Here is a 26,343-nt window from a genome sequence, read left to right as displayed (position 1 = left end):
CCACGACCGGACCAGTATTAAGATCCAGTCTCATGCGCAAAGACTGGGCCGGTTCGGTCGACCTGCATTTGGACGTCGACGCCTCCGGCGGCCGCCGCGCCGGACTCGAACGCGCCTTCCGCGAAGCCATCAGGTCCCGGCGGCTGGCCCCCGGCGACGTCGTCCCGTCGACCCGCGCGCTGGCCGCCGAGCTGGGCCTGGCGCGCGGGACGGTCAGCGCCGCCTACGACCAGCTGACGGCCGAGGGCTACCTCACGGCCGTTCCCGGCGGGCGAACGCGGGTCGCGGCGGGCCCCGCGCCGCCGCCCGCGCCCGCCGAACCGGCGTCCGCCGAGGCGCCGGCGCACGACCTGCTGCCCGGGCGGCCCGACCTGAGCACGTTCCCCTCCACGGCGTGGCTGCGCTCGACGCGCCGCGTGCTGGCGTCCGCCCCGCCCGGCGTGCACGCGCTCGGCGACCCGCGCGGGCGCCGCGAGCTGCGCGAGGCGCTGGCCGGATACCTCGGCCGGGCCCGGGGCGTGCACGCCGACCCCGCCCGGATCGTGGTCACGTCCGGCTACGCCCAGTCCCTCGGCATCCTGGCCTCCGTCCTGCGGGACCTCGGAACGGAGTCGATCGCGATGGAGGAGCCGGGACATTTCTTCCACCGCGCGATCGTCCGGCGCGCCGGGCTCGCCGTCGTCCCGCTGCCGGTGGACGAGCGGGGCGCACGCCCGGACCCGCCCGGCCCGGCGGGCGCGGCCGTGCTGACCCCGGCGCACCAGTACCCGACCGGCGCGACCCTCCCCCCGGACCGCCGCCGCGCCTTCGCCGCTTGGGCCCGCGACACCGGCGGCACGATCGTCGAGGACGACTACGACGGCGAGTTCCGCTACGACCGCCAGCCGGTCGGGGCCCTGCAGGGGACGGCGCCCGACCGCGTCGTCTACGGCGGTACCGCGTCCAAGACCCTGGCCCCGGCGCTGCGCCTGGCCTGGCTGGTCCTGCCCACGCACCTGGTCGAGCCCTTCGCCGAGGCCAAGCGCCTCGCCGACGCCCACACCCCGTCGCTCGCCCAGCTCGTCCTCGCCGACCTCATCGCCTCCCACGCCTACGACCGGCACGTCCGCGCCGCCCGCCTGCGCTACCGGCGCCGCCGCGACCTCCTGGTCGAGACGCTGCGCGACCGCGTCCCGCCGGTCCGGGTCCAGGGGGTCGCCGCCGGGCTGCACGCCCTGGTGCTGCTCCCGGACGGCGGGCAGGGTGAGGGCGAGGCCATGCGCCGCGCCGCGTTCCACGACCTCGCCCTCATGCCTCTGCGCGACCACTGGCAGGACCCCCGCGAGCGCCCGCAGGGCCTCGTCGTCGGCTACAGCACCCCGGTCGGCGCCGCCTACCCGGCCGCCCTGGACGCCCTCTGCGCCGTGCTCGCCCAAACCTGATCGCCCAGGCCTGACCCGGGCCGCTCGCCCGGGGCTCCGCTCGGGGATCGACAACACGATCATCATTCCCGAACGCGACGGCCGGACCACTCACCGTGAAGGGCGGCCTTCCTGGCGTCTCCGCGACCCATTTCTGGCCCGAGGCCGTCACCTCGGTGAACCGCGGCGGTGCCCGGCCGCCCATAAGATGATCACATGCCCGGTAGCGTCGTCGTCCTGACCGGCCCGCCCGGAGCGGGGAAGTCGACGGTCGCGGCCCGCCTCGCCCGCCGGCACGGCAAGGCCGTCCATCTGCACACCGACGACTTCTGGGACTACATCGTGGCCGGTGCGATCCCGCCGTACGAGCCGGCGTCGCGCTCCCAGAACGAGACGGTCATGGACGCCGTCGCCGGTGCGGCGTTCACGTACGCGACGGGGGGCTTCGTCACGGTCGTCGACGGGATCGTCGGCCCGTGGATGATCGATCACTTCCGCAGGCGGGCACGGCTGCATCCCTCGGTGCCGTTCCACTACGCGGCCCTCCGCCCGCGCCGCGACGTCGCGCTCGCGCGGGCCCAGGCGCGGACCGCGCCCGGCGCGCTGGTGGACCGCCATCCGATCCTGGCGATGTGGGACCAGTTCGCCGACCTCGGTGAACTGGAGCGCCACGTGCTCGACACCTCGCACGAGGACGTCGCCGGGACCGAGGTCAGGGTCGCGGACGCCCTCGCCTCCGGCCGCCTGCGGTTGCGCCTCTAGGGCGGCGTCCGGGATCCGGCCGGCCCGGTGAAATTCGGCTCGACGCCCGGCGCAGGTCTCTGGCACCGTGGCGGACAGAGATCCGATCTTCAGAGGGTGGGGGCCGACCGTGGCGTGCCGGGTGAGTGAGCTGGTGCTCGACTGCCGCGATCCGGAGAGACTCGCGGAGTTCTGGTGCGAGGTGCTCGGGTTCGTGGAGCTGGACCGGGAGGGCGACGACATCGAGATCGGTCCGCCGGAAGGGTTCGGCGGGCTCCAGCCGACGCTGATCCTCAGCCGCAGCGAGGAGCCGAAGAACGGCAAGCTGCGACTGCACTTCGACGTCAACGCCACGGACCGGGACCAGGACGCCGAACTGGAGCGGCTCCTGGCGGCGGGGGCGCGGCCGGTGGACGTCGGGCAGACCGGCGAGGAGAGCTGGGTCCCCCTGGCGGATCCGGAGGGCAACGAGTTCTGCCTGCTCCGGGCACGCCTGGGCTGACCGCCGGGGGCCCGGGCTCACCGCCTGGTTCCGAAGCGGGAGCCGGCGACGGCGCCGACGAGCGCGGACAGGACCGGCACGAGGACGAAGGCGGCCAGCAGGACGGGCGTGCCGTCGACGTCGAGCGTGCGGTCCAGGACGAAGGTGAAGAACGCTCCCACGGTCTCGGTCAGCAGGAAGCCCGCGGCCCCGCCGACCACGAACCCGATCATGGCGCCGGTGTGGTTCATGGCCCAAGGATCGGGACGCGGCCGCCCGCGCCGCATCGGCCCGCGGCGGGCATCCGCGCTACACCGCCGGTTGCCGGCCGGCGGCGCGCCTACCTCCCTGGTCGCATCCAGCGCGGGCTGACCATGCCGGACTCGTAGGCGAGGACGACCAGCTGCGAGCGGTCCCGCACGTCCAGCTTGGACATGATGCGGCTGACGTGGGTCTTGGCGGTGGCGGGGCTGAGCACGAGGCGGGCGGCGATCTCGTCGTTGCTGAGCCCGGCCGCGACGAGCAGCATCACCTCCCGTTCCCGGACGGTGAGGGAGCCGAGCCGCGGGCCGGGGGCCGGCGCCTGCACCCGCCCAGCGAACTCGCCGATGAGGCGGCGGGTGACGGACGGGGTGATGAGCGCGTCCCCGCGCGCCGCGACCCGCACCGCGTGGATCAGCTCCGCAGGCTCGGTGTCCTTGAGCAGGAAGCCGGTGGCCCCGGCGCGCAGCGCCCCGTACACGTACTCGTCCAGGTCGAAGGTCGTCAGGATCACCACCCGCACGCCGTCGAGCCGCGGGTCGGCGGTGATCCGGCGGGCGGCCTCCAGGCCGTCCATGCCGGGCATCCGCACGTCCAGCAGCGCCACGTCCGGACGCAGCTCGCGGCAGGCGGAGACCGCCCGGGCGCCGTCCGCGGCCTCGCCGATGACGGTGATGTCGTCCTCGTCGTCGAGGATGGAGCGGAACCCGGCCCGCACCAGGCCCTGGTCGTCGGCCAGCAGGACCTTGATCATCGCTGGGCCTCCTCGTTCCGGTAGGGCAGCCGGGCCCGGACGAGGAAGCCGCCGCCCGGCCGCGGCCCCGCCGTCAGTTCGCCGCCGAGCGCGCGGGCCCGCTCGCGCATCCCGTCGACCCCGCTGCCCGAACCGGCCGGCGGCCTGGCGGCGCCACGGCCGTCGTCGGCGACCTCGACGAGCAGCGCACCCGGCCCGCGCTCGACGCTGACGGTGACCTTCGCGGCGGCGGCATGCCGCGAGACGTTGGTCAGGGACTCCTGGACGATGCGGTAGGCGGCCAGGCCGACCTCGGTGGGCGGGTCCGCCGCGCCGGTGACGCGGCCGTGCACGGTGAGCCCGGCCGCCCGGGCCGTCCCGATCAGGCCGCCGATCCCGTCCAGGGTGGGCGGGGGCGCGGTCGGCGCCTCCTCGTCGGCCTGCCGCAGCACCCCGAGGGTCGCCCGCAGGTCGCGCAGGGCCTCCCGGCTCGACGCCTTGATGGCGGCGAGGGCCGCCTCGCCCTGCGCCGGGTCCCGGTGGAAGCGGTGCAGCGACGTCCCGGCCTGGACGTTGATCAGCGAGAGGTGGTGCCCCACGACGTCGTGCAGCTCGCGGGCGATGCGCAGCCGCTCCTCTCCGGCGGCGCGCCGCTCGGCCTCGCGCAGGTAGGCGAGCCGGCTGCGGCGCACCCATCCGAGCGCGACCACGGCCACCAGCCACCCGGTCAGCATGAACAGGGCGACGCCGTTGACGTCGCGGTTGCCGAGCAGGGTGCCGGTGCCGGTGGCGATCACCGTCAGCGCCGCGAGGACGACGGCGGCCTGGAGCCGGCCCCCGGCCGCGACCGCGTACAGCGCCGCGATGACCGCGATCATCAGCCCGCCGTCGTGCAGGCTGGCGACGTAGTAGGCACCGGTGGTCGCCAGGACGAGGACCGCGACGGCCACCGGCCGCCGGCGGGCGAAGTACAGCGCCCCGCAGGCGAGGAGGATCAGCGCCCAGTCGAACGCGGTCTCGGCCCACGGCTCCTCGCGCGGGCCGACGAGCGACTTCAGGCTGCTGACGGCCACCACGGCGAGCACTCCGCCCGCCAGGGCCGCGTCCCGCGCGCGGCCCGGCGGCGGCAGCGGGATCAGGCGACCACCCATCCCGCCAGCCTAGACGGCGGTCCGGCCCGGAACCGTCCTCCGCGCGGCCGAGCGCTTCGCGCCGGACCCGCGACCGGGGTTGTAGGCGGGCGCCGCCCGACCGCAACCGGGGGAGGACGCGGGACGCCCCGCACCGGCGGCCCGGAGGTCAGCCCTCGTAGGTGTGGACGAAGCGGGACAGGAGGCGGGCGAACGCGGAGCGCTCCTCGTCCGTCCAGCCGCTCATGGCCTTGGCGAAGTGCTCCTGCCGGGTGCGGCGGGTGGCGTCCACGACGGCTCTGCCCGCGTCGGTGAGCTCCAGATGGATGCGGCGGCCGTCCGCCTGCGAGGCGACCCGCCGGACGAAGCCGGCCTTGACCGCCTCGGCGACGATGCGGCTGCCGCGCGAGGCGTCGACGCCGAGGCGGGCGGCCACCAGGCCGACGCTCATCTCCTCGCCGGGCCGGTCGGGACCCTCGTCCACGACGTCCACGACGTGCAGGACCTGCACGTCCACGGGGAGGTTGTGGTCCCGGATCGCCGCCCTGCCCAGCCGCTGCCGCGACATGCCCCGGCGCAGCCTGACCATGCTCCGCTCGACGGCGTCCAGCGCCTCGTCGCTCATGGCGCCCAGTCTAGATGGACTGCGTGACTCATATACCTGTGTTCAGCATCTATATGCCTTAAGCACAAAGATGCGAGGTCCGCGTGATCGAGACGACCGCGCCGATGACCGGGCGGCACCGGAAGCTGGTGTTCGGCGGGCTCATGCTCGCCGGGCTCATGTCCTCGCTGGACGCGACGGTGCTAGGCAGCGCGCTGCCGATGATCGTCGGGGACCTCGGCGGGCTCGACCGGCTCGACTGGGTGTCGACGGCGTACGTGCTGGCCACCAGCGTCACCGCGCGACGCCGTCCGTCCCGCGGTGCTGGCGACCCTCCCGGCGCCGGTGCGCGACCGCGTCGCCGAGGCCTTCGCGGATGTGTTCTCCACCCTGTTCGTCGCCGCGCTGCCCGTCGCCGTGCTGGGCCGGGCGGCGGCGGTGCTGCTGCGCCCCGTCCCGCTGGCGGGGCGCGGCCCGGACGGCTAGTCGTCGAGGGCGGCGTCGTGGACGAGGAGGGCGATCTGGACGCGGTTGTTCAGCTCCAGCTTGGCCAGCAGCCGCGACACGTACGCCTTCACCGTGGCGACGCTGAGCGACAGCTCCTTGCCGATCTCGCTGTTGGTCCGGCCGCGCCCGACGAGCGCGGCCACGGCCCGCTCGCCGTCGCTCAGCCGGGCCAGCAGATCGCGGGCGCGGGCCCGGCGCGGGTCGGCGCCGCTCTCGGCCACGTACGCCATCATCCTGCGCAGCACCGCGGGCGACATCATCGGCTCGCCTGCCGCGACCTGGCGGATCGCCCGGACGATCTCCGGCGGCGGGGTGTGCTTCAGCAGGAAGCCGCTCGCGCCCGCGCGCATCGCCCGCAGGATGTGGTCGTCGCTGTCGAACGTGGTCAGGATGATGATCTCGGGCGGCTCGCGGCGCCCCCGCAGCAGCGCGGTCGCCGCGAGCCCGTCCAGCCGCGGCATCCGGATGTCCATCAGCACGACGTCGGGCCGGTGCTGGTTCACGGCGGCGACGACCTCGGCGCCGTCGGCGGCGTCCGCGACCACCTCCAGGTCGTCGGCGCTCGCCAGCATCATCGACAGGCCGGCCCGGACGAGCGCGTCGTCGTCGACGATCAGGACGCGGACGGGAGGGGAGTCCATCCCGCCACCCTATTGGCGGCTCAGCCGCGGCGCAGGCGGCGGCCGGTGACGCTCGACGCCGCCAGCCGGAACCACGCCTCCCGGTCGCCGCCCGGCCACGGCCGGACCTGCGCGACCTCGGCCTTCTCCGCCTCGGAGAGGGGGTGCGCGCCGCCGCGCAGCAGCACGCTCCAGCCCTCGTGGTGGGCCTCCTCGAACCGGTCGACCTCGAAGGCCGCCCGGACCTCTCCGCCGGTCACCGCCGAGAGCAGGTTGCGGTTCAGCCGGCCCGACGCCGACGTGCGGAAGATCACCGAGTCGCCCTCGACGGCGTAGTTCACCGGGACGACCGTCGGTCCCTCGCCGTCGTCGAACGCCACCCGGCCGATGGTGCCGCCGGCGAGGAGCTTCATGCACTCGGCGCGGTCGAGTTCTTCCAGAACGGGCTCGTCAGAGGAGTTCGGTGCCATGCGTACCACCTTTCCCCCCGGTCCCGGCGCCATGCGCGGCCCGCAGCGGGAGGCGGGCGCGCAACCGGAACCGCCCGTCGCCGGTGCGGCCGTGCTCCAGGGTCCCGCCGAGCAGCGCCACCCGCTCGGCCAGGCCGACGAGCCCCGTGCCGGAGCCCGGGAGGGGCAGGGCCGGGGGGCCGGGGGGCATCGCGTTGACGATCTCGACGTCCAGATCGGCGCCCGCGCCCAGGGACACCCGGACGTCCGCGCCGGGCGCGTGCTTGCGGGCGTTCGTCAGCCCCTCCTGGACGATCCGGTAGGCGTGCCGCCCGACGCGGGACGGGACCAGCCCGGGGTCGGGGACGTTCTGCTCCAGGGTGACGCGGCCCCCGGCCCGCCGCGACTCCTCGACGAGCCCGGTAACGTCCGCGAGCGTCGGCTGCGGGCGTTCTGGGTCGGCGCCGGGCGCGTCGTCCCGCAGCACCCCGATCACCTCGCGCAGGTCCTCCATCGCCTCGTGGGCGCTCCGCCGGATGACCCCGGCGGCCTCCCGCTGCCCCTCGGGCGTGCCCGGGCCGAACTCCAGCGCCCCCGCGTGCACGGCCAGCAGCGAGATGCGGTGCGCGAGGACGTCGTGCATCTCGCGGGCGAGCCGCTCGCGCTCCAGCAGCCGGGCCTCCTCGACCCGCAGGCGCTGCTCGGTCTCGGCGGCGCGGGCCCGCTCCTCCAGCGAGGCGATGAGCTGCCGCCGGGACCGCACCAGCATGCCGGTCGTGACGAGGACCGCGTAGATCAGCGCGAAGATGACGCTGCCCTCGAGAAAGTCGTCCCCGGCCCCCGCGATCCGGAAGAGCCCGATGATCAGAGCCAGGCTCGCACCGGCGATCGGCAGCGCGATCCGCCAGGGGCGCAGCATCGCCAGCGAGTACATCGCGATCGCCGCCGTGCCGAGCGTCGTCGTCGCCGCCCACTGCGCGAACACCATCACGACCGCGACGGCCACCGGATGGCGGCGCCGGAACAGCAGGAGGAACACGCAGGTGGCGGCGCCGATCAGCACGTCCCGGCGGACCGCGATCGTCTCCCCGGGGGGCAGGTCCTCCACCGTGCCCTGGAGCAGTACCCAGCCGAGCACCATCGCGGCGCAGACGGCGCCGAGGTCGCCGAGCCAGTCGCGCCACGATCGTCTCAGGAGGTCCACCCGCCCAACGGTAGCCATGGCGCCCGCCCCGGGCAGCGGCCGCAGGTCGGCGGCGCCATCGACTTTGGTCGCCGGGGCGCCTCCTGGGGCTGTCCCCACCTCGCGGCCGCCCGCTGCCCGCAGTACCGGTCCGGGTGAGCGCCGCAGTGTGCTCGCGCCCGCGGCCGCCTAGCGTCGGAGACCATGACGATTACACAACCGAGGCGGCGCCGGGCCACCAGGCGGGCGGTCGCGGTGCTGGCGGCGGGGGCCGCGATCGCCGCGGCCGCCGCCGTCCCGGCACCCGCGCGAGCCGAGCCGGCGCCGGCCGGCTGCACCGACCGCACGGCGACGCTGCGGGCCCTGGAACGCATGACCGGAACGCACGGGCTCACCGGCGCCGCCGTGCGCGTCGACGACCCCGCGTGCGGGACGTGGGCGGCCGGCAGCGGGGTGGCCGACCGCCGCACGCAGCGGCCGATGCGGGCGGACCTGCGGGTACGGATCGCCAGCGTCACCAAGACGTTCACCGCCGTGACCGTGCTCCAGCTGGCGCGGGAGGGCAGGATCTCGCTGGACGCACCGGTCGAGCGCTACCTGCCCGGCCTGATCGCCCGGGGCGGCTACGACGGCCGGAAGATCACCGTGCGGAGCCTGCTGCGGCACACCAGCGGCCTGCCCGACCACATGGACGCCTTCGCCGACCCGGACGGGTACCGCTTCCGGCACTTCGAACCCGCAGAGCTGGTCGAACGGGCGCTGACGCTCCCGCACCCGCGCCCCGGCTGGCACTACTCGACCACCAACTACGTCATCGCGGGGCTCATCGCGGAGAAGGCGAGCGGGCACAGCCTGGAGGACGAGGTCCAGCGCCGGATCGTCCGGCCGCTGCGACTGCGCGACACCTACTGGCCGGGCGACCGGACGCGGATCAGGGGAGCGCACGCGCGCGGCTACCTGCGCGAGGAGCGCGACGGGACCGTCCGGTGGGACGACTTCACCGAGATGAACACGACGGTGGCCTGGGCCGGCGGCGCACTGGTCTCCAGCCCGCGCGACCTGAACGCCTTCTTCGGCGCGCTGATGGGCGGCCGGCTGCTGCCCCCGGCGATGCTCGCCCAGATGGAGCAGACGGTTCCCGCCGACCCCGACCGCGTCTGGGACGGCGCGGCCTACGGCCTCGGCCTGATCGGGACCCCGCTGCGCTGCGGCGGCACCTGGTGGGGGCACGCCGGCGGTCTCGAAAGCTACGTCACCGTCTCGGGCGTCGCGCCGTCAGGGCGCCGCGTGACGGTCGACCTCAACGAGAACCCGTCCACCAAGGAGGCGTTCGACGACCAGATGAAACTCGTCGAGACGGCCTTCTGCGACGGGGCCGCCGCCCCGGGCACCGCGCCGGCCGGCGCCCTTGCCGCTCCGCCGGCCGGCGCCCTTGCCGCTCCGCAGACCGGCGCCCTTGCCGCCGCGCCGGCCGCCGCCACGTCGGGCAAGGGCGGTCTCGCCCGCTTCTACGACCAGCGGCTGGACTGGAGGGAGTGCACGCTCGACGCCGGCGACGAGGTCGGCAAGGAGCTCGACGAGGCGGGCGCCCGGTGCGCCGACGTCACCGTCCCGCTCGACTACCGCCGTCCGGAGGGCCGCACCATCACCGTCGCGATCTCCCGGCTGAAGGCGTCCGACGGCCCCCACCGCATCGGGACGATGATCATAAATGGCGGCGGGCCGGGACCGGCCATCGACATGCCGCCCTACATGCGCTCCCTCATGGGCGAGGCGGGCCCCCGCTACGACCTGGTCGGGATGGACCCGCGCTCGCTCGGCCGCAGCGCCGCGGTCGACTGCGGAGGGCCCTCCGGGACCTGGATCAAGTCGGCGGGGGAGAGCCGCCGCTCCTTCGACCGGGCCGCCGCGTTCGCCAGGGACCTCGCCGACCGGTGCGCGCGGACGAACGCCGGCGTCCTGCCGCACATCAGCACGCGCAACATCGCCCGGGACATGGACATCGTCCGGGGCGCCCTCGGTGAGCGGAAGGTCTCCTACAACGGCGCGTCCTACGGCACCTACCTCGGGTCGGTGTACGCGACGATGTTCCCCGGCCGCCTCGACCGCGTCCTTCTCGACAGCTCGGTCGACCCGACGCGCTTCGGCCCGCGCCTGCTGGCCGGCACCGAAGGCGCCAACGACCACGCGCTCGGCGCGTGGGCCGCGTGGGCGGCCGAGCGCGACGCGGCCTACGGCCTCGGCGGCACCCGCGCCGAAGTCCTCGGCACCGTGCGCGAGGTGGTCGAGGCGTCCGCCAGGACGCCCCTCGCCGTCGGCCGGTACCGCGTGGACGACACGACACTGCCCGTCGTGCTGTTCGACAACCTCGGCACCGACGAGGACGGGCCGAGGGCCGTGCTCGCGGAGTCGCTGCGCGTCTTCGCCAGGGCCGCGGCGGGGGAGAGCGTCCAGCCGACCAAGGACCTGGACGAGGAACTGGCGTTCCTGCTCACCGGCGCCGAGTCGGTGTACGGGAGCGGGCAGACCGCCATCATCTGCGGGGACGCGGCCGCGCCGCGCGACCCGGAGTTCTACCGGAGCGACATCGAGCGGAACCGGCCGGCCAGCCCGCTGTTCGCGCCGCTCACCCGCAACGTCAACCCGTGCGCGTTTTGGCCGGCGCGGCCCGCCGAGCGGCCGACCGAGGTCGGCGGGCGCCTGCCCGCGCTGATGGTGGCCGCGACCGGCGACACCCGGACGACCTACGCCGGCAACGAGGCGCTGCACCGGCTGCTGCGCGGGTCGCGGATGGTCACGCTGGACGCCGACGTCCACGCGCCCTACCAGCGCGGCTACCCGAACAGCTGCGTCATGGACACCGTCAACGACTACCTGCTGACCGGCCGCCTCCCCGCGCGGGACCTCACCTGCGCCTGAGGCGGCGCGCCCTCCTGCCGGAGGCGCCGGGCCGGGCCGACCCGACATCGGGCGGCCCGGCCCGGCGCCTCCGCCGTCCGTCAGCCGGACTTGGCCACGGTGAGCAGCACCGCGGCGTCCTCCAGCGCCTCCAGGCTGTGCCGCGCGTTCGGGATGATCAGCAGATCGCCGGCGATGCCGTCCCAGCAGTCCTGGCCGGCCACCAGCCGGACGCGCCCCTGCATGACCAGGACCGTCGCCTCGCCGGGGCTCTCGTGCTCGGCCAGGGCCGTGCCCGCCGTCATGGCGATCAGCGTCTGGCGCAGGACGTGCTCGTGCCCGCCGTACACGGTGTCGGCGCCGCGCCCGGTCGAGGCCGCGGCGGCGCGCTTCATCAAGTCCCGTACTCGTGCGTCCAACGAGAGCTTCTGCATGGCACCAAGTGTGCCAGTGCGGTCGTGGACGGCACCGGTGACCTCAGGTGAGGGGCGTGCCCATGACCGGCCTGCCGACGGCGCCGCCCTTCAGCCAGCCGTCCCAGGACTTCGCCCACGGCGTCGGGCCGTTCCCGAACCGGAGCTGCCGCGACGTGCCCGTCACCTTCACCACGTCGCCCCGGTTGGTGAAGTCGAAGAACCACTTGGCGTCGCCCGGAGAGGCGTTCACGCACCCGTGGCTGACGTTGTCGTTGCCCTGCGCGTCGGTCGACCACGGCGCCGAGTGGACGAACGTCCCGCTGTAGGTGAGGCGGACATTCCACTTCGTCGGGATCCGGTACTCGCCGGGGTCGCCGGTGGTGGCCGAGTCCATGACGATGCGCGCCGCCTTCTCCTGCGCGATCATCGTGCCGCTGTAGCTGTCGTGGCCCGGCTTGCCGAGGCTCACCTTCATCGTCCGCACAGTCCTGCCGCCGTCGGTCACCGTCGCGCGGTGCTTCTTGGCGTCGACGGTGGTGATGTGCCGGGGCCCGACGGTGAAGCCGATGCTGCGGTCCTTCATCCCGTACAGGCCCTCGCCGGCCTTCAGCCCCGCCAGATGCGCGACGACCTCCACCTTCTGGCCGGACGGCCAGTAGTCGCGGGGACGGAAGTCGACCTCCCTGTCGCCTACCCAGTACCAGGCGCCCTCGACCGGCTTGGACATGCGGACCTCAAGGGCCTTCTCCACCGCCACTTTGCCGGCCTTGGTGCTGACCGGCTTGGACAGCAGCAGCTGGACGGGCATGCCGACGCCGACGGTCTCGCCGTCCAGCGGCGACATGCCGCTCTCCAGCTTCTTGCCCGGCGTCAGTGTCGTGAACGTGGACGTCGCGGTGGCCTGCTTGCCGCCGTCCCCGGTGGCCTTGGCCGTGACCGTGTACGTCGTGGACGGCCGCAGCGTCCACGACGACGTCCACGACCTGCCGCCGGAGGCGAGCTTCCCGCCGGCCTTCGCCCCCTTCTTGCCGTAGGTGAGGGTCACGCTTGTGAGCTTGCCCTTGTCCGCCGTGACGGTGACCGGCTTGTCCGGGGCCGCCTGCCGCGTCCCGGTGGCGGGCGTGATGGCGAGCTTCACCGCGTCCTCGGCCTTGCCGCCGCCACCGCCCCTGCCTCCACCGTCACCACCGGAGGAGCAGCCCGCGGCGGCGATCACCACCGCCCCGGCGACCACCGTACCGACCGTCCCGGCCCGACCCTTGAGCACCTGAGAACTCCTCACGCTCGACGCGGGTTTTCCCTCGGTCAGGGTATGCACGCTTTCACGCAAGGCATGCGGGAGCACCGCTACTGTTCAGTCTTCTCCCAGGTGTACGGGCCTGCGTTCAGGCCGGGTTCAAGGGGACGTGATGCGCCCCATACCCGGCGGGAGCTCGGACGCGGCGGCGCGGTCGAGCAGGAACAGGGTCCGGCTCCGGCCGCGGGCCCCGGCGCACGGGACGCGGAACGGGTCCGCGTCCGGCGCCAGCCCGAGCCCGACGGCCTTCGCCTTGGACCCGCCCGCCGCCAGCAGCCACACCTCGTCCGCGGCGCGCAGGGACGGGAACGTCAGCGAGATCCGGGTCGGAGGCGGCTTCGGGGCGCCCCGCACCGCCGCCACCGCGCCCGTGTCGCGCAGCGCCGGCAGCTCAGGGAACAGCGACGCCACGTGCGCGTCGGGGCCGACGCCCAGCATCAGCACGTCGAAGGCCGGGACCGGGCCGCCGCCGGCCCCGGCGGCGGCCCGCAGCTCGGCGGCGTACCGCTCGGCCGCGGCCTGCGGGTCGTCGCCGTCCGGGCCGTCGGCCGCCGGCATCGCATGGACCCGCGCCGGGTCGAGCGGGACGCGGTCGAGCAGCGCCTCCCGCGCCCCGGTCTCGTTGCGCTCGGGGTCCCCGGTGGGCAGGAAGCGCTCGTCGCCCCACCACACGTCGAGGCGACCCCAGTCGACCGCGTCGCGGGCGCCGGCGGCGGCCAGCGCGGCGAGCACCGCCGTGCCGACGCCGCCGCCGGTGAGCACGACCGACGCCGAGCCCCGCGCCGCCTGGGCGTCGGCGATCCGCGTCACCAGCCGGGCCGCGGCCGCCTCGGCGAGCAGGGCCTGGTCGCGGTGGACCAGGACGTCCGGGGGAGTCACGCGTCCCCCGACTTGCCGCGACCCTTGCGCGCCGGCTGCTTGGACTCCGCCTGCCTGGACTCGGGCTGCTTGGACGCGGGCTGCCCGGACTCGGCCCGCTTGGACTCGGCCTGCTTCCTGGCGGGACCCGTCGTGGCCGCGCCGGACGTCGCCGACACCGGCTCGCTCGCCACGCCCGGCTTCTGCGACCCGCCCGCCAGGTCCTTGGCGAACCGGGCGGCGGCGTCGCGGTAGACCTCGTCGGGGTCGAGGCGCCGCAGCTCCTCGGCCAGCAGCTCGGCCATCGGCCGCCGCATCAGCGACACCTGCCGGTCGGGCTGGGCGGGACGGCTCAGCGTGGCGACCCGCCCGTCCGGGCGGTCGATCACCAGGTCGCCGCTCGTCGTCGCCAGCCGGACGCCGGTGATGCCGGGACCCTCGGAGACCGTCCGGTCCACCGGGACGCCGAGCCGGACCGACAGCCACGCCGCCAGCAGCTCCGCGCTCGGGGAGTCCGGCTCGGCCATCACCTCGCCCGCGGTGATCTCGTCGTGCTCCTGGTCGAGCGCGGCGGCCAGCAGCGACCGCCACGACGTCAGCCGCGTCCAGGTGAAGTCGGTGTCGCCCGGCCGGTAGCCCTCGGCGAGCTGGGCGAGGGTGCCGAGCCGGTCGCGCGCCGCGTAGGCGTCGGTCACCCGGCGCTGCGCCAGCCGGCCGAGCGGGTCCTTGGCGGGCACCTTCGGCACCTTGCCGCCCGGCCACCATGTCACCACCGGGGTGTCGGGCATCAGCAGCGGCACGACGACGGAGTCGGCGTGCTCGGCGAGCGGCCCGTACATGCGCAGCAGCACGGTCTCGCCGGGGCCGGTCTCGCCCATCCGGATCTCGGCGTCGAGCCGCGAGGAGCTGCCCCGCGGGTCGCGGGAGATGACGGTCAGCACCCGGCAGGGGTGCTCGCGCGCCGCCTCGGTCGCGGCGCGCACCGCGTCGTACTGGGCCGACTCGTCCGTCACGATGATCAGTGTGAGCACCATGCCGACGGCCGGGCCGCCCATCAGATGCCGGGACTGCGTCAGCGCGTCCTGGATCTTGCGGGTCGTCGTGCCGGTCAGATCGATGTTCATCTAGAGCCGCCTCCAGGTTCGGCCGTCCCGCGCCATCAGCTCGTCGGCGCTGTCGGGCCCGTAGCCGCCGGACTTGTACTGGTCGAGGCCACCGCGGCTCGCCCAGTACTCCTCGATCGGGTCGAGGATCTTCCAGGACAGCTCGACCTCCTCCTGCCGGGGGAACAGCGGCGGGTCGCCGATCAGCACGTCCAGCAGCAGCCGCTCGTACGCCTCGGGTGAGGCCTCGGTGAACGACTCGCCGTAGGCGAAGTCCATGTTGACGTCGCGGATCTCCATCGAGGTGCCGGGCACCTTCGAGCCGAACCGGACCGTGATGCCCTCGTCCGGCTGCACCCGCATCACCAGGGCGTTCGCCCCGAGCTCCTCGGTGTCGGTGTGCGAGAACGGGAGGTGCGGGGCCTGCTGGAACACCATCGCCACCTCCGTCACCCGGCGGCTCAGCCGCTTGCCGGTGCGCAGGTAGAACGGGACGCCCGCCCAGCGGCGGTTGTCGATCTCCAGCTTGACGGCCGCGTAGGTCTCGGTGCGCGAGTCGGCGGGGATGCCCTCCTCCTCCAGGTACCCCTGGACGCTCACGCCGCCCTGCCAGCCCGCCGCGTACTGCCCGCGCGCGGTCGACTGGGCCAGGTCGCCCCGCACCCGCACCGCGGAGAGGATCTTGGCCTTCTCGGCGCGGACGGCGTCGGCGCTGAACGACGTCGGCTCCTCCATCGCCGTGAGCGCCAGCAGCTGGAGCAGGTGGTTCTGGATGACATCGCGGGCGGCGCCGATGCCGTCGTAGTACCCGGCCCGGCCGCCGATCCCGATGTCCTCGGCCATGGTGATCTGCACGTGGTCGACGAAGGAGCGGTTCCAGATCGGCTCGAACATCGTGTTGGCGAACCGCAGGGCCAGGATGTTCTGCACCGTCTCCTTGCCGAGGTAGTGGTCGATCCGGAAGATCGCCTCCTCGGGGAACACGCGGTGCACGGTGTCGTTCAGCTCCACCGCGGTCTTCAGGTCACGGCCGAAGGGCTTCTCGATGACGACCCGGCGCCACGAGCCCTCCTCGCGGTCGGCGAGGCCGCTGCGCTGCAGCTGCTCGACGACCTGCGGGAAGGCCTTCGGGGGGATCGACAGGTAGAAGGCGTAGTTCCCGCCCGTGCCGCGGCTCTCGTCCAGTTCCTTGACCGCCATCGCCAGCGCGTCGAACGCGCCCGGGTCGCTGAACTCGCCGGGGACGAAGTGCATGCCCTCCATCAGGTGCGTCCACACGTCCTCGCGGAACGGGGTCCGCGCGTGGGCCTTCACCGACTCGTAGGCGATCTGGCGGAAGTCCTCGTTCTCCCAGTCGCGCCGCGCGAATCCCACCAGGGAGAAGCCCGGCGGCAGCAGCCCTCGGTTCGCCAGGTCGTAGATCGCCGGGAGGAGCTTCTTGCGCGACAGGTCCCCGGTGACCCCGAACAGCACGAGCACGCACGGCCCGGCCACCCGCGGCAGGCGCTTGTCCCGCGGGTCGCGGAGCGGATTGGCTGTGTTGGTCACGTGGCCCCCTCTGATCGCACTGCGCCTTCTTCGACTACTGCTGCAAGCATCCTGCCCCAACTCGTATCGCGGGCCCCAACCGGGAATCGCCCCCTGTCCGGCCACGGCCTCCGCCGGTCCCCGGTGTGAGCGCTCATGTGTCCCCTCTGGCGGCGTCGAGCAGCCGGGCCAGCCCGGCCCGGCGGTTCTGCAGGTGGAGCCGGACCACCGGGCGGCCCGCCGCGCGCGCGTCGCGGGCGTCCCCGAGCGCCCGCGCGAGTTGCAGCATGCCGAGCCTGTGGTGCCGGCCGGGGACCGGTACGTCGCGGACGACGTTCCCGGTCACCAGAAGGTAAACGCATCCGTCCGGGTGATCATTTCCGGTCGCGGGCGGCCGCGCGCCCCATTCCACCCGCACCGGCCGCCCGCAGCGGGCGGCGAGCAGCGCGGCGAGCCGGCGCACCTGCGCGCCCTGGCCGCGCGCCTCGTCCGGGTCGAGGTAGGCGACGAGCGCGAGATGCTCGCCCCGCCCGACCCGGCCGGCGAGCGCGTCCAGCAGCTCGGTGAGCCCGGACGCGCCGGCCAGCGCCGGGACGGTCGTGTGGGCCTCGACCGCCCGGCCGGGGCCGCCGTCGGCGAACAGCGGCCCGCCGGTCCCGTCGTCCAGCGTCATCGGGGCGGGCCGCCCCGCCGCCAGCGGGTCGGCCTCCAGCAGGTAGGACGCCACGGCGGCCGCGTACTCCCACACGACGAGCTGCGCGGCGAGCGGCCCGGCGACCGTGGCGTCGTCCTGGTGCGGGCGGCCGTCGAACGTCAGCAGGAACAGGTCGTCGTCGGGCAGCAGCGGCAGGCCCCCGTCCTGGACGACCGGCGCCAGCCGGCCGCGGGCCGCCTCCCGCAGCAGCAGCGCCGCCCACCCGGCGATGCCCGGCAGCGCCGCCGGGTAGCCGCCGAGGACCGCCGTCCCCCGCCCGGCCCGGGCCGCGCCGCCGAGGATGGCGCCGAGCACGAGCCCCGGGTTGTTCTCCGGCCGGGTGAGCGACGGCAGGACGGCGGTGGCCTCCACCAGCAGCGCGCCGACGTCGGCGCCCGCGAGCGCGGCGGGCACCAGCGCGTAGGGGGACAGCGCGCCGAACGCGGTGGGCGCCGGAGCCTCCACCAGCGGGTGCCCCGCCTCCGCCGCGTGCTCGGCCGCCGCCGCGCGCGGCTCGGCGACCGTCACGAACCGCCGCGCGATCCCGGCGGGGGACAGGCCCTCCTCCCGCAGCGCCTCCGCGAACACCTCGCGCAGGGCCTCGGTCGCCGGGTCGTCGCCGGTCACCACGAACGCCGTCCGGTTCAGCCGCTCCGTGTCCTCCCGGACGCGCAGCGGCGGCCCGGGGTCCGGTCCGTCCAGCACCGTCAGCGAACCGGTGCCGTCCGGCGCGGCGGGCCCGCGGGCACGGACGATCAGCTCGGCGGCGCGGGCCGGGGCGCCGCCGCCGAGCAGCACCACGTCGGTCAGCCCGTCCTCGCGGGCCCGCGCGCGCAGCCGTTCGGCACGGTCCAACACCGCGCGGCCGGGGCCGGGCTGCCCCGGCCAGCACAGCGGGCGGCCCCGCACGCCGGCGGTGGCGGCCGACGGCCACAGCGACGCGTCCTCCGAGGCGAGCCGGACCGGCACCTGGTCGATCCACAACCGGCCCATGACCCGCTCGGCGGCCTCCTTCAGCGGGCCGCGCGCGGTGATGGCCGTCTCCCCCGAGACGACGGCGGTGAAGCTCACGGTCTGCGCGCCCCCGCCACCGCGCGGACCGCCTCGATCAGACGTCCCGCGCCGTCCACCGGGTTGCGCAGGTGCAGCCGGATGACGGGCAGCCGCCGCGAGCGCAGCGCCCGCAGCTCCCCGAGGGCGCGCGCGATCTGCAGCTGCGCCAGGCTGTAGGGGCGCCCCGGGACCGGGTGCGCGGCCAGCGCGTCCCCCGGCGCGGGCTCGCCGGTGATGATCAGGAACGCGCCGTTGCCCGGACCGTCCTTGTGCACCGGGCCCGTCGCGTGCGGGTAGCCGGGCCCCGGCCCGTAGGCGACCGGGCGGCCGGACGCGCGGGCCAGCGACGGCGCGAGGTAGCGCCCGGAGAAGTCGCCCGACAGGTACGTCAGCACCGCCAGGTAGCCGTCGGACGGCACCGAGGCGACCAGGCCGCCGAGGACGGTCTGCAGCTCGGCGCCGGGCGGCCACGGGAAGTCGGCGTGCACCTCGATGTCGTCCTCGACGTACACCGGCCGCTCCGCCGTGAGCGACCCGCCCGCGACCGTGCGCAGCAGCGTGGCGGCGTCGTCCTCGGCCTCCTGGACGACCGCGCTGCCCGCCTCGAAGGGGTTCACGCCGAGCAGCCATCCGGCGACCGCCGTCGCGTACTCCCACAGCAGGAACTGCGCGCCGAGCGGCGCCCACACCGAGGTGTCGGACTCGTCCTGCGCCGCCGAGCGCGGATTCACCGACACGCCGTGCACGTCGGGGAAGTCGCCCCGCCCGCCGGGCGGCTCGAAGGCCAGCACGCCGCGCCCCCGCTTGCCGGTGCCGACCGCGAGCAACTGGGAGATCCATGCGCTCAGCGCGCCCGGCCCGCCCGGCTCGCGCAGCAGCACCTTGTCGCGGGCGAGCCCGCCCGGCCCCTGCTGCGCGCAGCCGCCGATGACGGCGCCGAGCAGCAGCCCCGGGTTGTCCTCGTCCTTGGACAGCGACGGCACCAGCGACGCCGCCTCCTCCAGCAGCCGGTCGGCGTCCGCGCCCGCCAGCACGGCGGGGACGAGCCCGTAGGCGGACAGGGCGCCGTAGTGCCCGGGCAGGTAGGGATCGGTCAGCCCGATCCGGTAGCCGCACTGGCGGGCGAAGTCGTGCAGCGGGCTGCCGTGGTCGGTGATGACGAGGAACCGGCCGGCGATCTCCCGCTCCGACAGGCCCCGCTCCCGGAACGCGGCCGCGAAGATCCGGCGGTAGGCGTCGCCCTCCAGGGACACCCCCGACTTGCTGGCCAGCACGACCAGCGTGCGGTCGAGTCGCTCCATCGCGAACGCGAGCGCGGCGGTGTCGCCGCCGTCCAGGACGGTCAGCTCGCCGGACGGCCGCTCGGCGGCGCCGCCGGCGCCCGCCGGCGCGGGAGCGTGCGCCTCCACGATGGCCTGCGCCGCGAGGCTCTCCGCGCCGACGCCGATCAGCACGACATGGTCGAGGCCCGAATAGCGCGCCTCCGACACCAGGCCGCCCACCTGGTTCAGCAGGCCGCGGGAGGCGAACGGCAGGTCGAGCCAGCCCAGCCGGCTGTGGTCGACCGCCCGCCGCCCCCACAGCTGCGGGTCCTTGGCGGCCAGCGCGCTGGGGACGCCGCAGCTCACGAGGTAGTCCCGCGCCTTCAGCGCAGAGTCGAGCACGTCGCCGCGCGTGAGTACGTCGAATCCTGACACCGTTTCCCTCCCGGCCCCCATCGTTTCAGGAGAGAAAGGGCATTCGCGACCATCTCCATCGATCTTCTTGGTCGCGTCGCGGATCCGGCCGGTCGCAGGGAGTCGACGCGGCCGGACCCGGTCGGTCAGCCCAGTGCCGCGGCGAGCCGGCTGAGGCCCTCGGCGCGGTCGCGCAAATGGATCCGGAAGGCGGGACGGCCGAGCGAGCGCAGCACCCGCAGGTCGCCGAACGCCTGCGCGAGTTGCAGCTCACCCAGGCTGTAGGGCCTGCCCGGCACCGGGACGTCGCCGGTGACGGCGCCGGTGATCTGCAGGAAAGCGCCGTTCGGCGGGCCGCCCTTGTGGTACTGCCCGACCGTGTGGAGGCAGCGGGGCCCCCACCCGAACGTGACGGGGACCGGATTCCGGCGGACCTTGGCGGCCCGCGCGGCCAGCAGCGGCCGCAGCTCCGCCGCCGCGGCGTCCCCGGACCGGTCCAGGTAGGCCAGGAGCGCGAGGTAGCCGCCGTCCTGGACGTCCTCCAGGAGGGCGTCCAGCGCCTCGGCGAGGGTCTGCGCGCCCCGCAGCGCGTCCTCGGGGGCGTGCACCTCGACGGCGCCCTCGACCAGCTCCGGGGGCCGGTGCACCACCGTCGGCGGGGCGCCCTCCTCCGAGCGCAGCAGCGCCGCCGTGCTCTCCCGCGACTCGCCGACGTCGGGCTCGGCGAACGGGTCGACCCCGATCACCCGGCACGCCACCGCGACCGCGTACTCCCACAGCAGGAACTGCCCGCCGAGCGGCCCGGCGACGCTCACCCCCGCCTCGCGCCCGGGGCCCGGCTCGTCCGGCCGGCGGCCGAGGATCACCCGCCGCAGCTCCCCGGTCAGCTCGAAGCCGGGCGCGTCGACGCCCTCCACCACGACCGGGAGAAGGCCCTTGCCGTCCTTGCCCATCGCCCCGGCGACCAGCTGCTCCGCCCATGCGGCGAAACCGTCCAGGCCCGAGCCGAGGTCGGCGATCACCAGCTTGTCGCGGGCGCCGAGCGCCGAGGAGCCGAGCGCCGCGCCGAGCGCCAGCGCCGGGTTGTCGTAGGGCTGCCGCAGCGCCGCCGCGAGCCGGGCCGCCTCGTCCAGGAGGACCTCGACGTCCACGCCCGCGAGCGCCGCGGGGACCAGCGCCCGCGCGCCGAGCGCACCGAACCGGCCGTCGACGTCGGGCTCGGCCAGGACGAGATGGTGCCCGACCTCGCGGGCCGCCCGCTCCAGGCCGGAGCCCTCCTCGGCCACGACGACGAACCGGCGCGCCAGCTCGGCGCCCTTCAGCCCGGCCTCGGAGAAGGCGCGCCCGAAGACGCGCCGGAGCGACTCGGCCTCGACGCCCTCGTCCACCACGACGACGAGCGTCCGGTCCAGGCCGCCGGCCAGGACGGCGGACACCTCGTGCGGGTCGGTGGTGTCGAGGACGGTCAGGTCCGCGCCCGCCGTCCGGCAGATCGCCTCCGCCGCCAGCGCGGGACCCCCGGACGCGGCCAGCACGACCCGGTCGAGCCCGGCGGAGCGGACCTCGCCCACCAGTCCCGACAGCCGGTCGCTCAGGTACCGCGACGTCTCCGGCAGGCCCAGCCAGCCGAGCCGGCGGGCGGCGAGCGGAGCAGCGTCCGGCCCCCACAGCTTGGCGTTGCGGGACGCCAGCGAGCCCGGCACGCCGTCGGAGACGAGACGGTCCAGGACCGTCTCGCTCTCGTCGACGACGGCGCCGCGGATGGTGACCGAGATCCCCCCGGCGGTCACCACCGAGGTCACGCGCCGGCCTTCTTGGACTCCAGCTCGCCGGTGATGGTGTCGAGGAGCTCCTTCCAGGACGCCTCGAACTTCTCGACGCCCTCCTCCTCCAGCACCCGCACGACGTCGTCGTAGTCGACGCCGGCGTCCTTCAGCGCCGCCATGTGCGCACGGGCGTCGTCGTAGGCGCCCCGGACGGTGTCGCCGCGGACCTGGCCGTGGTCGGCCACCGCCACCAGCGTCGCCTCCGGCATCGTGTTGACTGTTCCCGGCGCGACCAGCTCGTCCACGTACAGCGTGTCGCTGAGGTCGGGGTCCTTCACGCCGGTCGATGCCCACAGCGGCCGCTGGGGGCGGGCCCCGGCGTCCTTGAGCGCCTTCCAACGGTCGGTGCCGGACTTCTCCTCGAACAGCGCGTAGGCGAGCCGGGCGTTGGCCAGGCCCGCCTTCGAGCGCAGCGCCTTCGCCTCGTCCGAGCCGATCTTGTCGAGCCGCTTGTCGATCTCGGTGTCCACCCGGCTGACGAAGAACGAGGCCACCGAGGCGATCTTCGACAGGTCGTGGCCGTTCTCCCGGGCCTTCTCCAGCCCGGCGAAGAACGCGTCGATGACCTTGCCGTAGCGCTCCAGCGAGAAGATCAGCGTCACGTTCACGCTGATGCCCTCGGCCAGCACCGCCGTGATCGCCGGCAGGCCCGCCTCCGTCGCCGGGATCTTGATGAACAGGTTGGGCCGGTCCACCATCCACCACAGCGCCCGCGCCTCGGCGATCGTGCGGCGGGTGTCGCGGGCCACCCGCGGGTCGACCTCGATCGACACGCGGCCGTCCAGGCCCTCCGTCCGGTCGTAGACCGGGCGCAGCACGTCGCAGCCCCACCGGATGTCGTAGGTGGTGATCGCGCGGGACGCCTCCTCGACGTCCACGCCGCGCACCGCGAGGTCGCGGACCTGCTCGTCGTAGGCGTCGCCCTTGCCCAGCGCCTTCGCGAAGATCGTCGGGTTGGACGTGACGCCGACGACGTTCTTGTCCTTGACCAGCTCCGCCAGGTTGTCCGTGCGCAGCCGCTCCCGGCTGATGTCGTCCAGCCAGATCGACACGCCCTCGCCGGAGAGCTCCTTCAGAATCTCGCTCATCGCTTTCTCCTCGTCGTCGTCTTGATCGTCCCGCCGGGGGCGGAAGGGCGGCGCCGCCCAGGGATGCGCGGGCGCCGCCCGCCTCGCGGGCCCCCGCTCAGTTGCCGGTCGTCTCGCCCCGCCCGGCGTGGCGGACCCCGGCCTTGATGAGGCTGGCCTTGGCCGCCGCCACCACGCGCTCGGGCGTCAGGCCGAACTGCAGGAACAGGGTCTTGTAGTCGGCCGAGGCGCCGAAGTGCTCCAGGCTCACCGACTCGCCGGCGTCGCCGACGTAGCCGCGCCAGCCGAGCGCCACGCCGGCCTCGACCGACACCCGGGCCCGCACGCCCGGCGGGAGGACCTCCTGCCGGTAGGCCTCGGTCTGCTCCTCGAACCACTCCACGCACGGCATCGACACGACGCGGGTCGGGGTGCCCTCGGACTGCAGCGTCTCGCGCGCCTGCAGCGCCGGTTCCACCTCGCTGCCGGTCGCGATGATGATCACTTCGGGCCGCCCGCCCTCGGCGTCGGCCAGCACATAGCCGCCCTTGGCGGCGCCCTCGGCGGACGCGATCTCGCCGCCGCGCTCCAGCGTCGCCAGCTTCTGCCGGGTCAGGGCCAGCCCGGCCGGCCGGTCGGTGTGCCGCAGGACCGTCCGCCACGCCACCGCCGTCTCGTTGGCGTCGGCCGGGCGGACGACGTCCAGGCCGGGGATCGCCCGCAGCGCCCACAGGTGCTCGACGGGCTGGTGGGTCGGGCCGTCCTCGCCGAGGCCGATCGAGTCGTGCGTCCAGACGAAGGTGACCGGCAGCTTCATCAGCGCCGCCAGCCGGACCGCCGGGCGCATGTAGTCACTGAAGATCAGGAACGTGCCGCCGTACGGGCGGGTGCCGCCGTGCAGCGCGATGCCGTTGCAGATCGCGGCCATCGCGTGCTCGCGGACGCCGAAGTGCAGCGTCCGGCCGTAGCGGTGGCCGGGGAACTCCTTGGTCTGGAACTCCTCCGGAATGAAGGACGGCTCGCCCTTCATCGTCGTGTTGTTGCTCTCCGCGAGGTCGGCCGAGCCGCCCCACAGCTCCGGCAGCGCCGGCGCCAGCGACGCCAGCACCTCGCCGGACGCGGCGCGGGTCGCGAGGGCCTTGCCCGCCTCGAACTCCGGGAGCGCGTCCTCCCAGCCGGCCGGAAGCGTCCGGGACGAGATCCGGTCGAACTCCGCGGCCCGCTCGGGGTTCGCGGAGCGCCACGCCTCGAACGCCTTTGCCCACTCGGCGTGGTCGGCGCGGCCCCGGTCGGACACGGCGCGGGCGTGGGCCAGCACGTCCTCGGGAACCTGGAAGCTCTCGGCCGGGTCCATGCCGAGGATCCGCTTGGTCGCGGCGACCTCGTCCGCGCCGAGAGCCGAACCGTGGATCTTGCCGGTGTTCTTCTTGTTCGGCGCAGGCCAGCCGATGATCGTGCGCAGCGCGATGAAGGACGGGCGGGACGTCTCGGCCTTGGCCGCGGCGAACGCCTTCGCCAGCGCGGCGACGGTCTCCGCGTAGTCGCCGTCCTGCGTCCAGTCGACGTGGTGGACGTCCCAGCCGTAGGCCGCGTACCGGGCGCGTACGTCCTCCGACAGCGCGATCGCCGTGTCGTCCTCGATCGAGATGTGGTTGTCGTCGTAGAGCAGGACCAGGTTGCCCAGGCGCTGGTGCGCCGCCAGCGCGCTCGCCTCGTGGCTGATGCCCTCCTCGATGTCGCCGTCGGACGCGAACGCCCAGACGGTGTGGTCGAAGGGGGACTCGCCCTCAGGCGCGTCCGGGTCGAAGAGGCCGCGCTCGCGGCGGGCCGCCATCGCCATGCCCACGGCGTTGGCGACGCCCTGCCCGAGGGGCCCGGTGGTGGTCTCCACGCCCGCGGTGTGCCCGTACTCGGGGTGGCCGGGCGTGAGGCTGCCCCACTTGCGCAGCGACTTCAGGTCGTCCAGCGTCAGCGGGTAGCCCGACAGGTACAGCTGGATGTAAAGGGTCAGGCTGGAGTGACCGCAGGACAGCACGAACCTGTCCCGTCCGGCCCAGTGCGGGTCGGTCGGGTCGTGCCGCAGGAAGCGCTGGAAGAGAAGGTAGGCGGCCGGCGCGAGGCTCATCGCCGTGCCCGGGTGACCGGAGCCCGCCTCCTCGACCGCGTCCATGGCGAGGGCGCGGATCACGTCCACCGCGCGCCGGTCCTGGTCGGACCACTCAAACGTGCTGTTGTCCCTGCTCACGGAAACGCCAGGCTCCTCTCGAACCGATGTCAAAGAACCACTCTGTGATGTCGTGCGCCGGCGGCCCCGAAGACGGCCCCACAGCGGACAACGCCCGGCGGTGCGGCGCCTCTTCCCCCCGCCCCGCACGCCGTGCGGGCGCGGTCGCGAAGATCATGCCCGCGCCCGCCGCGAGCCTATCGCGCGGGAGGGCCGCGGCAGGCGGGTGCGGGGGACCGCTGCGCCGCACGCCGGGCATCGGGCCGCGACGCTGCATGCACCCTTGCCCGAACGCCCCGCGGACTAACCCCCCCGCACGGGTGATCCGGCGGGTGATCCGAGGTCGCCCCCCGGTCGGGCCCCGGTCCGGCCGGTCCGGCCGGCATCGGGCGCGGCGCGTCCGGCGACCCGGTGCGCGCCTCCGGGAGGGGGCGGACTACAGTGATTGCGCGGCTGAGGCCAGCGGCCGCGGCAACACGACCAAGCCGAAGTCGCACCCAGCCGAGGCCGGCCCGATCGCGGGGCACCGCCAGGGTGGTACCGATTTCTCATCCCTAGTCAGACGTGGACCCGATTGTGACGGTGCTCAGTAACAAGCGCGGGATCGACCTGGACGAGCAGGTGCCGGAGGCGCCCGCGTCCAGGCTCGCGCCGCCCCCCGCCGAGCGGGACGCCCGGCGCACGCCCGGTGCGAGCGTGCGCGCCTACGTGGCGCTGACCAAGCCGCGCGTGATCGAGCTGCTCTTGATCACCACCATCCCGGTGATGTTCCTGGCGGAACGGGGCCTGCCGTCGCTGTCCACCGTGCTGCTGACGCTGGCGTTCGGCACCATGTCCGCCGGCGCCGCCAACGCGATCAACTGCTACATCGACCGCGACATCGACGCCAAGATGCGCCGCACCCGGCGCCGCCCGCTGGCCCGCCACCAGGTCACCCCGGCCCGCGCCCTGGTCTTCGGGGTGACGCTCGCCGTGCTGTCCACCGCCGGGTTCCTGCTCACGGTCAACCCGATCGCCGCGGCGGGCTCGCTGTTCGCGATCCTGTTCTACGTCTTCGTCTACTCGCTGCTGCTCAAGCGGCGCACCTCGCAGAACGTCGTGTGGGGGGGCATCGCCGGGTGCATGCCCGTCCTCATCGGCTGGGCCGCCATCACCGGCAGCGTCGCCTGGACGCCGTTCGTCCTGTTCGGCGTGGTGTTCCTCTGGACGCCGCCGCACACCTGGACGCTCGCGATGCGCTACCGCGAGGACTACGCCGTCGCGAAGGTCCCGATGCTGCCGGTCGTCGCGTCCGAGCGCCGCGTCGTCGTCGAGAGCCTCGTGTACACCTACGCGACCGTCGCCTGTTCGCTGCTGCTGTGGCCCGTCGCCGGGATGGGCCCGGTGTACGGGGCCGTCGCCGTCGTGCTGGGCCTGGTCTTCCTGGCCGAGGGGCACCGGCTGCTGAAGGCCGTGCGCGCCGGGGTCACCGGCGTCCACCTGCGGCCGATGCGCTTCTTCCACCTGTCGAACGTCTACCTGGCGCTGCTGTTCACCGCCGTGGCGGTCGACCCGCTCCTGTACTGACCCGCCTCCCGCGCCGCCGCGGGGACCAG

Annotated in this window: 23 protein-coding genes; 6 read left to right on the top strand and 17 right to left on the bottom strand. The window is 74.7% G+C overall.

Annotated elements, in window-relative coordinates; genetic code table 11:
* Nucleotides 1-32: 32 nt before the first annotated feature.
* The 3 genes from pdxR to CHC11_RS20525 all read left to right on the top strand — a co-directional run bounded on the left by pdxR (nt 33) and on the right by CHC11_RS20525 (nt 2,643).
* On the top strand, nt 33-1,421 hold the full coding sequence (pdxR, locus tag CHC11_RS20535) for a MocR-like pyridoxine biosynthesis transcription factor PdxR (RefSeq protein ID WP_089313361.1): 1,389 nt from the start codon (nt 33-35) through the stop codon (nt 1,419-1,421).
* Nucleotides 1,422-1,616: 195 nt separating this feature from the next.
* On the top strand, nt 1,617-2,162 hold the full coding sequence (locus CHC11_RS20530; protein WP_089313360.1) for an AAA family ATPase: 546 nt from the start codon (nt 1,617-1,619) through the stop codon (nt 2,160-2,162).
* Between the two features lie 109 nt (nt 2,163-2,271).
* On the top strand, nt 2,272-2,643 hold the full coding sequence (locus tag CHC11_RS20525) for a VOC family protein (protein ID WP_089313359.1): 372 nt from the start codon (nt 2,272-2,274) through the stop codon (nt 2,641-2,643).
* 17 nt (nt 2,644-2,660) lie between these two features.
* Here the strand turns inward: CHC11_RS20525 and CHC11_RS20520 are convergent, their stop codons facing one another.
* From CHC11_RS20520 to CHC11_RS20505, 4 genes are all read right to left on the bottom strand, one after another.
* A complete protein-coding gene (locus CHC11_RS20520; protein WP_089313358.1) occupies nt 2,661-2,873 on the bottom strand; it encodes a hypothetical protein in 213 nt (70 codons plus the stop codon).
* Between the two features lie 89 nt (nt 2,874-2,962).
* Nucleotides 2,963-3,637 (bottom strand): response regulator, encoded by a 675-nt coding sequence (locus CHC11_RS20515; RefSeq protein ID WP_089313357.1) that lies wholly within the window; start codon nt 3,635-3,637, stop codon nt 2,963-2,965.
* A complete protein-coding gene (locus CHC11_RS20510) occupies nt 3,634-4,767 on the bottom strand; it encodes a sensor histidine kinase (RefSeq protein WP_089313356.1) in 1,134 nt (377 codons plus the stop codon). The genes CHC11_RS20515 and CHC11_RS20510 overlap by 4 nt, the downstream gene beginning before the upstream one ends.
* 148 nt (nt 4,768-4,915) lie before the next feature.
* Nucleotides 4,916-5,371, bottom strand: coding sequence for a MarR family winged helix-turn-helix transcriptional regulator (locus CHC11_RS20505; RefSeq protein ID WP_089313355.1), 456 nt, complete (start codon nt 5,369-5,371; stop codon nt 4,916-4,918).
* A 300-nt stretch (nt 5,372-5,671) separates the two neighbouring features.
* On the opposite strand from CHC11_RS20505, the gene CHC11_RS41430 reads away from it, so the two are divergent.
* Nucleotides 5,672-5,836 (top strand): hypothetical protein, encoded by a 165-nt coding sequence (locus tag CHC11_RS41430; protein ID WP_179278912.1) that lies wholly within the window; start codon nt 5,672-5,674, stop codon nt 5,834-5,836.
* Here CHC11_RS41430 and CHC11_RS20495 read toward each other — a convergent pair.
* The 3 genes from CHC11_RS20495 to CHC11_RS20485 are packed head-to-tail and all read right to left on the bottom strand — an operon-like array spanning nt 5,833 to nt 8,130.
* Nucleotides 5,833-6,498, bottom strand: coding sequence for a response regulator transcription factor (locus CHC11_RS20495; RefSeq protein WP_089313353.1), 666 nt, complete (start codon nt 6,496-6,498; stop codon nt 5,833-5,835). The genes CHC11_RS41430 and CHC11_RS20495 overlap by 4 nt on opposite strands.
* A gap of 20 nt (nt 6,499-6,518) precedes the next feature.
* Nucleotides 6,519-6,947, bottom strand: coding sequence for a pyridoxamine 5'-phosphate oxidase family protein (locus CHC11_RS20490; protein WP_089313352.1), 429 nt, complete (start codon nt 6,945-6,947; stop codon nt 6,519-6,521).
* Nucleotides 6,928-8,130, bottom strand: a complete 1,203-nt coding sequence (locus tag CHC11_RS20485; protein ID WP_245919488.1) for a sensor histidine kinase — start codon at nt 8,128-8,130, stop codon at nt 6,928-6,930. The genes CHC11_RS20490 and CHC11_RS20485 overlap by 20 nt, the downstream gene beginning before the upstream one ends.
* Before the next feature lie 183 nt (nt 8,131-8,313).
* Between CHC11_RS20485 and CHC11_RS42130 the strand changes: the two genes are divergently transcribed.
* Nucleotides 8,314-11,028, top strand: a complete 2,715-nt coding sequence (locus CHC11_RS42130) for a serine hydrolase (RefSeq protein ID WP_089313350.1) — start codon at nt 8,314-8,316, stop codon at nt 11,026-11,028.
* An 80-nt stretch (nt 11,029-11,108) separates the two neighbouring features.
* On the opposite strand, the gene CHC11_RS20475 is transcribed toward CHC11_RS42130, so the two are convergent.
* The 10 genes from CHC11_RS20475 to tkt form a co-directional block, all read right to left on the bottom strand.
* Nucleotides 11,109-11,441 carry a cupin domain-containing protein gene (locus tag CHC11_RS20475; RefSeq protein WP_089313349.1) on the bottom strand — a complete coding sequence of 111 codons (333 nt, stop codon included), beginning with the start codon at nt 11,439-11,441 and terminating at the stop codon, nt 11,109-11,111.
* A gap of 43 nt (nt 11,442-11,484) precedes the next feature.
* Nucleotides 11,485-12,690, bottom strand: coding sequence for a L,D-transpeptidase (locus CHC11_RS20470; protein ID WP_089313348.1), 1,206 nt, complete (start codon nt 12,688-12,690; stop codon nt 11,485-11,487).
* 129 nt (nt 12,691-12,819) lie between these two features.
* Nucleotides 12,820-13,599, bottom strand: coding sequence for a 6-phosphogluconolactonase (gene pgl, locus CHC11_RS20465; RefSeq protein ID WP_089313347.1), 780 nt, complete (start codon nt 13,597-13,599; stop codon nt 12,820-12,822).
* Nucleotides 13,596-14,702, bottom strand: coding sequence for a glucose-6-phosphate dehydrogenase assembly protein OpcA (locus tag CHC11_RS20460; RefSeq protein ID WP_089313346.1), 1,107 nt, complete (start codon nt 14,700-14,702; stop codon nt 13,596-13,598). The genes pgl and CHC11_RS20460 overlap by 4 nt, the downstream gene beginning before the upstream one ends.
* Nucleotides 14,703-16,229, bottom strand: a complete 1,527-nt coding sequence (gene zwf / locus CHC11_RS20455; RefSeq protein WP_089313345.1) for a glucose-6-phosphate dehydrogenase — start codon at nt 16,227-16,229, stop codon at nt 14,703-14,705. It abuts the gene before it with no gap.
* A gap of 133 nt (nt 16,230-16,362) precedes the next feature.
* Nucleotides 16,363-17,973: a hypothetical protein gene (locus CHC11_RS20450; protein WP_089313344.1), complete on the bottom strand. Its 1,611-nt coding sequence runs from the start codon at nt 17,971-17,973 to the stop codon at nt 16,363-16,365.
* Complete coding sequence (locus CHC11_RS20445) at nt 17,970-19,652, bottom strand: phosphoheptose isomerase (protein WP_089313343.1); 1,683 nt, start codon at nt 19,650-19,652, stop codon at nt 17,970-17,972. The genes CHC11_RS20450 and CHC11_RS20445 overlap by 4 nt, the downstream gene beginning before the upstream one ends.
* Nucleotides 19,653-19,777: 125 nt before the next feature.
* Complete coding sequence (locus CHC11_RS20440; RefSeq protein ID WP_089313342.1) at nt 19,778-21,433, bottom strand: glucose-6-phosphate isomerase; 1,656 nt, start codon at nt 21,431-21,433, stop codon at nt 19,778-19,780.
* Entirely contained in the window at nt 21,430-22,545 is a 1,116-nt protein-coding gene (tal, locus tag CHC11_RS20435; RefSeq protein WP_089313341.1) for a transaldolase, read from the bottom strand. The genes CHC11_RS20440 and tal overlap by 4 nt, the downstream gene beginning before the upstream one ends.
* 97 nt (nt 22,546-22,642) lie before the next feature.
* Nucleotides 22,643-24,769, bottom strand: coding sequence for a transketolase (gene tkt, locus CHC11_RS20430; protein WP_089313340.1), 2,127 nt, complete (start codon nt 24,767-24,769; stop codon nt 22,643-22,645).
* Between the two features lie 555 nt (nt 24,770-25,324).
* On the opposite strand from tkt, the gene CHC11_RS20425 reads away from it, so the two are divergent.
* On the top strand, nt 25,325-26,314 hold the full coding sequence (locus CHC11_RS20425; RefSeq protein WP_179278911.1) for a heme o synthase: 990 nt from the start codon (nt 25,325-25,327) through the stop codon (nt 26,312-26,314).
* Nucleotides 26,315-26,343: the final 29 nt, after the last annotated feature.

Origin of the sequence: Actinomadura mexicana, assembly GCF_900188105.1 — a bacterium.
GTDB classification, from domain to species: Bacteria; Actinomycetota; Actinomycetes; order Streptosporangiales; family Streptosporangiaceae; genus Spirillospora; species Spirillospora mexicana.
The sequence above is the reverse complement of the archived record's forward strand: the minus strand, read 5'-3'. Positions and strand labels throughout refer to the sequence as shown.

Bases quoted from the DNA above. Each gene is read 5' to 3' on its own strand.
- pdxR (WP_089313361.1), top strand. From the start codon at position 33: ATGCGCAAAGACTGGGCCGGTTCGGTCGACCTGCATTTGGACGTCGAC.
- CHC11_RS20530 (WP_089313360.1), top strand. From the start codon at position 1,617: ATGCCCGGTAGCGTCGTCGTCCTGACCGGCCCGCCCGGAGCGGGGAAG.
- CHC11_RS20520 (WP_089313358.1), bottom strand. From the start codon at position 2,873: ATGAACCACACCGGCGCCATGATCGGGTTCGTGGTCGGCGGGGCCGCG.
- CHC11_RS20515 (WP_089313357.1), bottom strand. From the start codon at position 3,637: ATGATCAAGGTCCTGCTGGCCGACGACCAGGGCCTGGTGCGGGCCGGG.
- CHC11_RS20510 (WP_089313356.1), bottom strand. From the start codon at position 4,767: ATGGGTGGTCGCCTGATCCCGCTGCCGCCGCCGGGCCGCGCGCGGGAC.
- CHC11_RS20505 (WP_089313355.1), bottom strand. From the start codon at position 5,371: ATGAGCGACGAGGCGCTGGACGCCGTCGAGCGGAGCATGGTCAGGCTG.
- CHC11_RS20495 (WP_089313353.1), bottom strand. From the start codon at position 6,498: ATGGACTCCCCTCCCGTCCGCGTCCTGATCGTCGACGACGACGCGCTC.
- CHC11_RS20490 (WP_089313352.1), bottom strand. From the start codon at position 6,947: ATGGCACCGAACTCCTCTGACGAGCCCGTTCTGGAAGAACTCGACCGC.
- CHC11_RS42130 (WP_089313350.1), top strand. From the start codon at position 8,314: ATGACGATTACACAACCGAGGCGGCGCCGGGCCACCAGGCGGGCGGTC.
- CHC11_RS20475 (WP_089313349.1), bottom strand. From the start codon at position 11,441: ATGCAGAAGCTCTCGTTGGACGCACGAGTACGGGACTTGATGAAGCGC.
- CHC11_RS20460 (WP_089313346.1), bottom strand. From the start codon at position 14,702: ATGAACATCGATCTGACCGGCACGACGACCCGCAAGATCCAGGACGCG.
- tal (WP_089313341.1), bottom strand. From the start codon at position 22,545: ATGAGCGAGATTCTGAAGGAGCTCTCCGGCGAGGGCGTGTCGATCTGG.